This is a genomic window from Pseudomonas lopnurensis, assembly GCF_015070855.1.
Taxonomy (GTDB): domain Bacteria; phylum Pseudomonadota; class Gammaproteobacteria; order Pseudomonadales; family Pseudomonadaceae; genus Stutzerimonas; species Stutzerimonas lopnurensis.
In genome coordinates, this window is the sequence record NZ_JADDIX010000099.1 from 238,964 (window position 1) to 245,696 (window position 6,733).

Annotated in this window: 8 protein-coding genes; all 8 read right to left on the minus strand. The window is 65.5% G+C overall.

The genetic code is table 11. The features are described from left to right. Nucleotides 1-141: 141 nt before the first annotated feature. Nucleotides 142-789 (minus strand): TIGR02281 family clan AA aspartic protease, encoded by a 648-nt coding sequence (locus IN820_RS21920; RefSeq protein WP_193682999.1) that lies wholly within the window; start codon nt 787-789, stop codon nt 142-144. A 78-nt stretch (nt 790-867) separates the two neighbouring features. Further along, the gene (locus tag IN820_RS21925) at nt 868-1,365 is read right to left on the minus strand and encodes a phosphatidylglycerophosphatase A family protein (protein WP_193683000.1); all 498 of its coding nucleotides are present in this window, start codon (nt 1,363-1,365) and stop codon (nt 868-870) included. A 28-nt stretch (nt 1,366-1,393) separates the two neighbouring features. Beyond that, nucleotides 1,394-2,356 carry a thiamine-phosphate kinase gene (gene thiL, locus IN820_RS21930; RefSeq protein ID WP_193683001.1) on the minus strand — a complete coding sequence of 321 codons (963 nt, stop codon included), beginning with the start codon at nt 2,354-2,356 and terminating at the stop codon, nt 1,394-1,396. A gap of 12 nt (nt 2,357-2,368) precedes the next feature. Next, on the minus strand, nt 2,369-2,848 hold the full coding sequence (nusB, locus tag IN820_RS21935) for a transcription antitermination factor NusB (protein WP_207793738.1): 480 nt from the start codon (nt 2,846-2,848) through the stop codon (nt 2,369-2,371). A 2-nt stretch (nt 2,849-2,850) separates the two neighbouring features. After that, on the minus strand, nt 2,851-3,327 hold the full coding sequence (gene ribH, locus IN820_RS21940; protein ID WP_193683003.1) for a 6,7-dimethyl-8-ribityllumazine synthase: 477 nt from the start codon (nt 3,325-3,327) through the stop codon (nt 2,851-2,853). 59 nt (nt 3,328-3,386) lie between these two features. Next, entirely contained in the window at nt 3,387-4,472 is a 1,086-nt protein-coding gene (gene ribBA, locus IN820_RS21945; RefSeq protein ID WP_193683004.1) for a bifunctional 3,4-dihydroxy-2-butanone-4-phosphate synthase/GTP cyclohydrolase II, read from the minus strand. A 12-nt stretch (nt 4,473-4,484) separates the two neighbouring features. Further along, entirely contained in the window at nt 4,485-5,147 is a 663-nt protein-coding gene (locus tag IN820_RS21950) for a riboflavin synthase (RefSeq protein ID WP_193683005.1), read from the minus strand. A gap of 865 nt (nt 5,148-6,012) precedes the next feature. Beyond that, on the minus strand, nt 6,013-6,733 hold a 721-nt coding region (locus tag IN820_RS21955), incomplete at its 5' end, for an IS110 family RNA-guided transposase (RefSeq protein ID WP_193680058.1).

Consider the following 6,733-nt stretch of genomic DNA (forward strand, 5'->3'; position numbering starts at 1 on the left):
CAAGCTGCAAGCTGCAAGCTGCAAGCTGCAAGCGAATCAGTGTGCGGGCGGCGCCAAACGCCTGCCAAGCTTTTCTTGAAGCCTGCTGCTGCTTTTGTCGCTTTTCTTGCAGCTTATGGCTTGCAGCTTGAAGCTGCTTTTTTAGAGCTTCGACTCCAGCAACAGCACGCCCTGCTCCTCGCGCCAGCTCACCCGGCCGAGAAAGCTCATGCCCAGCAGCGCCTCGGTCGGCGAGCTGCCCTCGACCACCACCGCCTCCACGCCCAGGACATCGATCGCACCGACCTTGACGCTGTTCAGGTGCACGCGCCAGGCCTTCGCCGTGCCGCTGGCGGTACTCACCACCATCGGCCGACCGTCGACGCGATAGTCGATGCCCAGCCGTCGCGCCTGGTTCTCGTTGATCGCTACCGAGGTGGCGCCGGTGTCGACGAGAAACTGTACCGACTGGCCGTTGATGGAACCGGCGATCCAGTAGTGCCCGCCCGTGCCCTTGGCGACGCTCAGCTGCGTCTTGCTCGGCGCGGCATAGGCGCCACTGTATTCGCGGCTGAGGTCGTAGCGGCGTTCGACGCCATCGACCCGCAGCAGCGCGCCAGTGGCATCGGCATTGATCACTTCGACCCCGCCGGGACCGGTCTGCCCCACCCTGACCAGTTTGCGCTGCCCGTCGACGTTGAGTACCGCCGCACCGGGAAACAGGCCGACCACCTGAACCATGGGCGCCGCCAGGACGAACGCCGGCAGCAGCGACAACAGGCCGGCGAACAGGATTTCGATACTACGCATGGGGACATTCCTCAGCTTGGCGCTAGATGATCATCCATCAGCCGCCCGAGCGTTGCAGCGACCAGCCGCACAATCGGGCTAGGCCAGCAGCGCCACCAGCCCCTGCATCACCGCCCAGGCGGCGACACCGGCGAGAATGTCGTCGAGCATGATGCCCAGGCCACCGTGGATGTTGCGGTCCACCCAACTGATCGGCCAGGGCTTGGCGATGTCCATGATGCGGAACACGACGAAACCGAGCAGCAGCCAATGCCAGCCCTCCGGCACCAGCCAGAAGGTGATCCAGATACCGACGAATTCGTCCCAGACGATGCCCTCGTGGTCGTGCACGCCGAGATCGCGGGCGACCTTGCCGCACAGCCAGACGCCGAACAGCATCGCCAGGCCGAGCATCAGCCAGTAGCCCCAGTCCGGCAGCATCTGCCACAGCGGCACGAACGGTAGCGCCACCAGCGACCCCCAGGTACCGGGCGCCTTGGGCATCAGCCCGGAACCGAAGCCGAAGGCCAGGTTGTGCCAGGGGTTGGTCCAGACCAGGGGCTGCGGCTTGGCCGCGAGCGGCGGGGAGTCAGTCAAAACAGCGTTCCTTGTTCGGGTCGGTGCATCAGGCATCGAAATGGTTGTAACCATGCGCGGATACGGCCACGTCGTTGCCGCGGGCATCCAGCAGTTGCACGCCCTGCCCGACGGCCACCCGACCGATGACGTGCAGCGGCCAGCCGGCCTGGCGCAGCGCCGGCAGTTCGCCCGGCGGCAGGGTGAAAACCAGCAGGTAGTCGTCGCCGCCGGCCAGCGCGCAACGCAACGCCTCGGCATCGCCGGCAAAACGGCGCAGCGGTTCGGACAGCGGCACGCGATCGCGCTCGATCTGCAGCGCGACGCCCGAGGCCCTGGCGATATGCCCGCAGTCGGCCAGCAGCCCGTCGGAGATATCCTGCGCCGCCGTGGCCTTGCCGCGCAGCGCCTCGCCCAGGGCCAGTTGCGGCTCTGGCGACCAGTAGCGCGCCAGCAGATGCTCGGCGACATCCGCCTCGGCCTCGGCCTGGCGCAGCACCAGCGGCAACGCCCCGGCCGCTTCGCCGAGCACGCCACCGACGCAGAGCAGATCACCGACCCGCGCGCCATGGCGGACCAGCGCCCGCCCGGCCGGCACCCGGCCGAATACGGTGACGGTCAGGCACAACGGGCCGCGGGTGGTGTCGCCGCCGATCAGGCGCAGGCTGCAGTCGAGCGCCATGACGTCCAGCCCACGGGCGAATTCGGCCAGCCAGAGTGGATCGGCAGCGGGCAGCGTCAAGGCGAGGGTGAAGCCGACGGGCGTGGCGCCCATGGCGGCAAGATCGCTGGCGGCGACCGCCAGTGCGCGCTGGCCGAGCAGATGGGGATCGCAGGGTTCGGGGAAATGCACCCCGGCGACCAGGGTGTCGGTGGAGACGGCCAACTGCTCGCCGGCCGGAATCTCCAGCAGGGCGCAGTCGTCGCCGATGCCGAGCACGACTTCGCCGCCAGCCCGGGCGCAAGCGGCGGCGGCGAAGTAGTGACGGATCAGCTCGAACTCACCCAGCAAGGCGAGCCGTCCTCAGCGCTTGTGGTTGCGCACTTCGGCGCTGCGCAGGGCCGGCGCCAGCTTGTCCAGCACGCCGTTGACGAACTTGTGCCCGTCGGTGGCGCCGTAGACCTTGGCCAGCTCGATGCCTTCGTTGATCACCACGCGATAGGGCACGTCGATACGCTGCATCAGCTCGTAGGTGGACAGGCGCAGGATCGCCAGCTCCACCGGATCGAGCTCCTCGAGCGGGCGATCGAGGTTCGGCGCGATGGCCTGGTCGACCTCGGTCTTCTTGCGCGCGACACCGTTGAGCAGTTCGTGGAAGTAGGCGCCATCGACCACATCGAAGTCGTTGTCGACGCGAAACTGCGCTTCGATCTCGTTGAGGCTCTGGCCGGCCATGTGCCACTGGTACAGCGCCTGCATCGCCAGGCTGCGGGCCACCCGGCGCGTGGCGATCTTGCCCTTGGCCTTGGGTTGCGGAGCGTCCTGGCTGTCGTCGCGATTCAGGCTCACTTGGCCTCCAGCTGCGACAGCAGGCTCACCATTTCCAGGGCGGAGAGTGCGGCCTCGGCGCCCTTGTTGCCAGCCTTGGTGCCGGAACGCTCGATGGCCTGCTCGATGGAATCGACGGTCAGCACGCCGAAGGCGACCGGCACGCCGAATTCCATGGACACCTGGGCCAGGCCCTTGGTGCACTCGCCGGCAACGTATTCGAAGTGCGGCGTGCCGCCACGAATCACCGCGCCCAGCGCGACGATGGCGTCGTATTCGCCCTGTTGCGCGACCTTCTGCGCGACCAGCGGAATCTCGAAGGCGCCCGGGGCACGGATGAGGGTGATGTCGTTCTCGCTGACGCCGTGGCGAACCAGCGCGTCGACGGCGCCGCTGACCAGGCTCTCGACGACGAAGCTGTTGAAGCGGCCCACTACCAGGGCGAATTTCCCTTGCGGGGCGATGAAGGTACCTTCGATGGTCTTCAGGGACATGGGGTGGTTTCTCATCTCTTTAAAGAACGAAGGCGCCGCGACCCGCGCGGCGCCTCTGATTACTCGGCGGGCAGGTATTCTACAACTTCCAGATCAAAGCCGGATATCGCGTTGAACTTCATCGGCGAGCTCATCAGGCGCATCTTGCGCACGCCGAGGTCGCGCAGGATCTGCGAACCCGCGCCGACAGTGCTGTAGGTCGCCGGCGTCGGCGTCGGCGGCACCTGGCGGTTAAGCTGGCTCAGCAGCTGCGGCCCGGTCAGCGGATTGCCGAGCAGCAGCACCACGCCCTTGCCGGCCTTGGCCACTTCGCCCATCGCCGCACGCAGGCTCCAGCGCCCGGGCACGGTGACCAGCAACAGGTCGCGCAACGGCTCCATGTTGTGTACGCGCACCAGCGTCGGCTCCTCCGGCGAGATCTCGCCGCGGGTCAGCGCCATGTGCACGGTGTCTTCCACGCCGTCGCGATAGGTGACCAGGTTGAATTGCCCGAGCTCGGTTTCCAGCGGCTGCTCGGACACGCGCTCGACGGTGCGTTCGTGGATCATCCGGTAGTGGATCAGGTCGGCGATGGTGCCGATCTTCAATCCGTGCTGCTCGGCGAACGCCTCCAGCTCCGGACGCCGCGCCATGGTGCCGTCGTCGTTCATGACCTCGCAGATCACGCCACTGGGTTCGAACCCGGCCATGCGCGCCAGGTCGCACGCCGCCTCGGTATGCCCGGCACGCGCCAGCACACCGCCCGGCTGCGCCATCAGCGGGAAGATGTGGCCGGGGCTGACGATGTCCTCGGCCTGGGCATGCTTCGCCACGGCCGCCTGCACGGTACGCGCGCGGTCGGCGGCGGAGATGCCGGTGGTCACGCCTTCGGCGGCCTCGATGGATACGGTGAACTTGGTACCGAAACCCGAGCCGTTGCGCGGCGCCATCAGCGGCAGCCGGAGCAGCTCGCAGCGCTCGCGGCTCATGGGCATGCAGATCAGGCCGCGGGCGAAGCGCGCCATGAAATTGATGTGCTCGGCGGTGACGCATTCGGAGGCGATGATGATGTCGCCCTCGTTCTCGCGATCCTCGTCATCCATGAGGATGACCATCTTGCCGGCGCGGATGTCTTCGATCAGTTCTTCAGCGGTATTCAGAGCCATGGTGGCCGGTCCTTACTTGTTCAGATAGCCGTGTTCGGCCAGAAAGCTTTCGGTCAGGCCCGAGGCCTTGGGCTCGGCCGCCTTGTCGCCCAGCAGCAGGCGTTCCAGGTAGCGCGCCAGCAGGTCGACTTCCAGGTTGACCTGCCGCCCGGGGCGGTAGTCGGCCATGATGGTTTCGCCGAGGGTATGCGGGACGATGGTCAGCTCGAACTCGGCACCATCGACCGCGTTGACGGTGAGGCTGGTGCCGTCGACGGTGATCGAGCCCTTGAGCGCGATGTATTTGGCCAGCTCGCGCGGTGCGCGGATGCGGAACTGCACGGCGCGGGCGTTATCCTCGCGGGCCAGCACCTCGCCGACGCCGTCGACATGGCCGCTGACCAGATGGCCGCCGAGGCGGCTGCTGGGCGTCAGGGCCTTTTCCAGGTTGACCCGGCTGCCGGCCTTGAGATCGATGAAGGCGGTACGCGCCAGGGTCTCGCGGCTGACATCGGCCCAGAAGCCGTTGCCGGGCAGCTCCACGGCGGTCAGGCAGACACCGTTGACGGCGATGCTGTCGCCCAGCCTGACGTCGGCCAGGTCCAGCTTGCCGGTCTCGACCAGCACGCGGATGTCGCCGCCCTTGGGCGTGAGCGCCCGGATGGTGCCGATGGCTTCGATTATTCCAGTGAACATGCGGCCTCCCGCGGAAGGCTGTGGTAACGCTGCATATGACGAACTCCTGTTTGTGAAAAAACAGGGCGCTACGGATCGATAGGGATGCATGACGGACGCACGAAAGGCGCCATCGGAATATCCCGCTCTCTCTCATCCGGACTGTGACCGTCGGCCCCGGAATCGCACCGGGTCTGCTGACCTTGCCTAGGCAAGCGCTCGCGGGCTAGACGCGATGAAAGCTGCTGCGCGCAGAGCATGCTGCGTTGTAGGCCTCCTCGAAATGCTCATTTACCGCAGTAAACTCCGCTTTCTCGTCGGATCACGCCTTGCCTGCCCCGCGCTCGCTACGCTTTCACCCTTTATAGCTGCGTCATTACCGCCGGTGGGGAATTGCACCCCGCCCTGAGAACGTTGCGGCCACGCCTGTGGCCGTGTGGCGTTTTATCACATTTGCCGGGGCGATGCATGATGCGGCGCTGCGGGAGCGATTGCATGAAATCCCATTTTTGTTGGCTATGTCTGAGCTGGCTGTTGCGGATAGACGTCCCCCTGTAGGGAGCGGGCCATGCCCGCGAATATTCCAGCGCGCAAAGCTTCGCGGGCACGGCCCGCTCCTGATATGGATTGACCTGTCAACTGTGGTTCTATTCTTCGTTCTGTTCTTCTCCGTCAATGGCTTCGGTTCAGGGGGTGGAAGGCGATTTGGCGACGGTGGATCACTCTGATATGCGTGGGTTGGTTACCGACCTGACTTCACTTCGTCGCGGAGCTGCCCTTCTCTACAGTCGTGGGTCTGCCCTCCTGACAGAGGACGCCACATAGGAGCGCCAGGGGTTCTCCTCACCGGCCCTCCACCCCCTGAACCGAAGCCACTGATGCTTGTTCATATCACTGCCCTGCTGCCGTGTGCCTTGCCCGCAACCTCGCAGGCGATGGCCCAGATGAACCCCGCCAGCTCCCGCGCGACAGCGGTTGTGACTTGCTGCTTGATCTTGCCCGCCTCGATAAGCGCCCGATAACGACCGCACAAACGCTTCTGCGCTTGCCAGGCGATGGCCTGAACCACCTCCGAGGTTTTCTCAGCTCGCTTCTCGATGGCTCGTGTCTTGCGCGCCGGGAAACGATAGTTCCACCCCGCCTCCACCAGCACTCGCCGTACATGTCCGTTGCCCGTTCGGGTAATGCTGCCCTGGCGACGTGAGCCGCCACTGGAGTGCTCGCTGGGAACCAGTCCCAGGTAGGCCATTAGCTCGCGCGGCGAGTCGAAACGGGTGAGGTCGCCCAACTCCGCCAGCACCGTCATCGCCGTGATGAGACTCACGCCGCGCAAGGCCATCAGTGCTTGCGCCACCGAGCTTAGCGACCAGCCTGCCAGCATTTCATGCATTTGCGCTTCCAGATCGGCCACCCGCTTTTGCATCGATTTAACGGTATCGATGTATTCCTGCAGGACGATCTGCTGCACCGGCGAATCAAACTTCACGCTCTCCAACCAGCGAAAATGGGCCTGGGTCCAGCGACTTTTACCGCCATAGACGCGTCCATGACGCAGCAAGTAAGCCCCTAGCCGTTGACGACTCTTCAGCTCAAGGGACTTCATGTCC

Coding starts and splice junctions, on each gene's coding strand:
- IN820_RS21950 (WP_193683005.1), bottom strand. CDS start 5,147: ATGTTCACTGGAATAATCGAAGCCATCGGCACCATCCGGGCGCTCACG.
- ribBA (WP_193683004.1), bottom strand. CDS start 4,472: ATGGCTCTGAATACCGCTGAAGAACTGATCGAAGACATCCGCGCCGGC.
- ribH (WP_193683003.1), bottom strand. CDS start 3,327: ATGTCCCTGAAGACCATCGAAGGTACCTTCATCGCCCCGCAAGGGAAA.
- IN820_RS21920 (WP_193682999.1), bottom strand. CDS start 789: ATGCGTAGTATCGAAATCCTGTTCGCCGGCCTGTTGTCGCTGCTGCCG.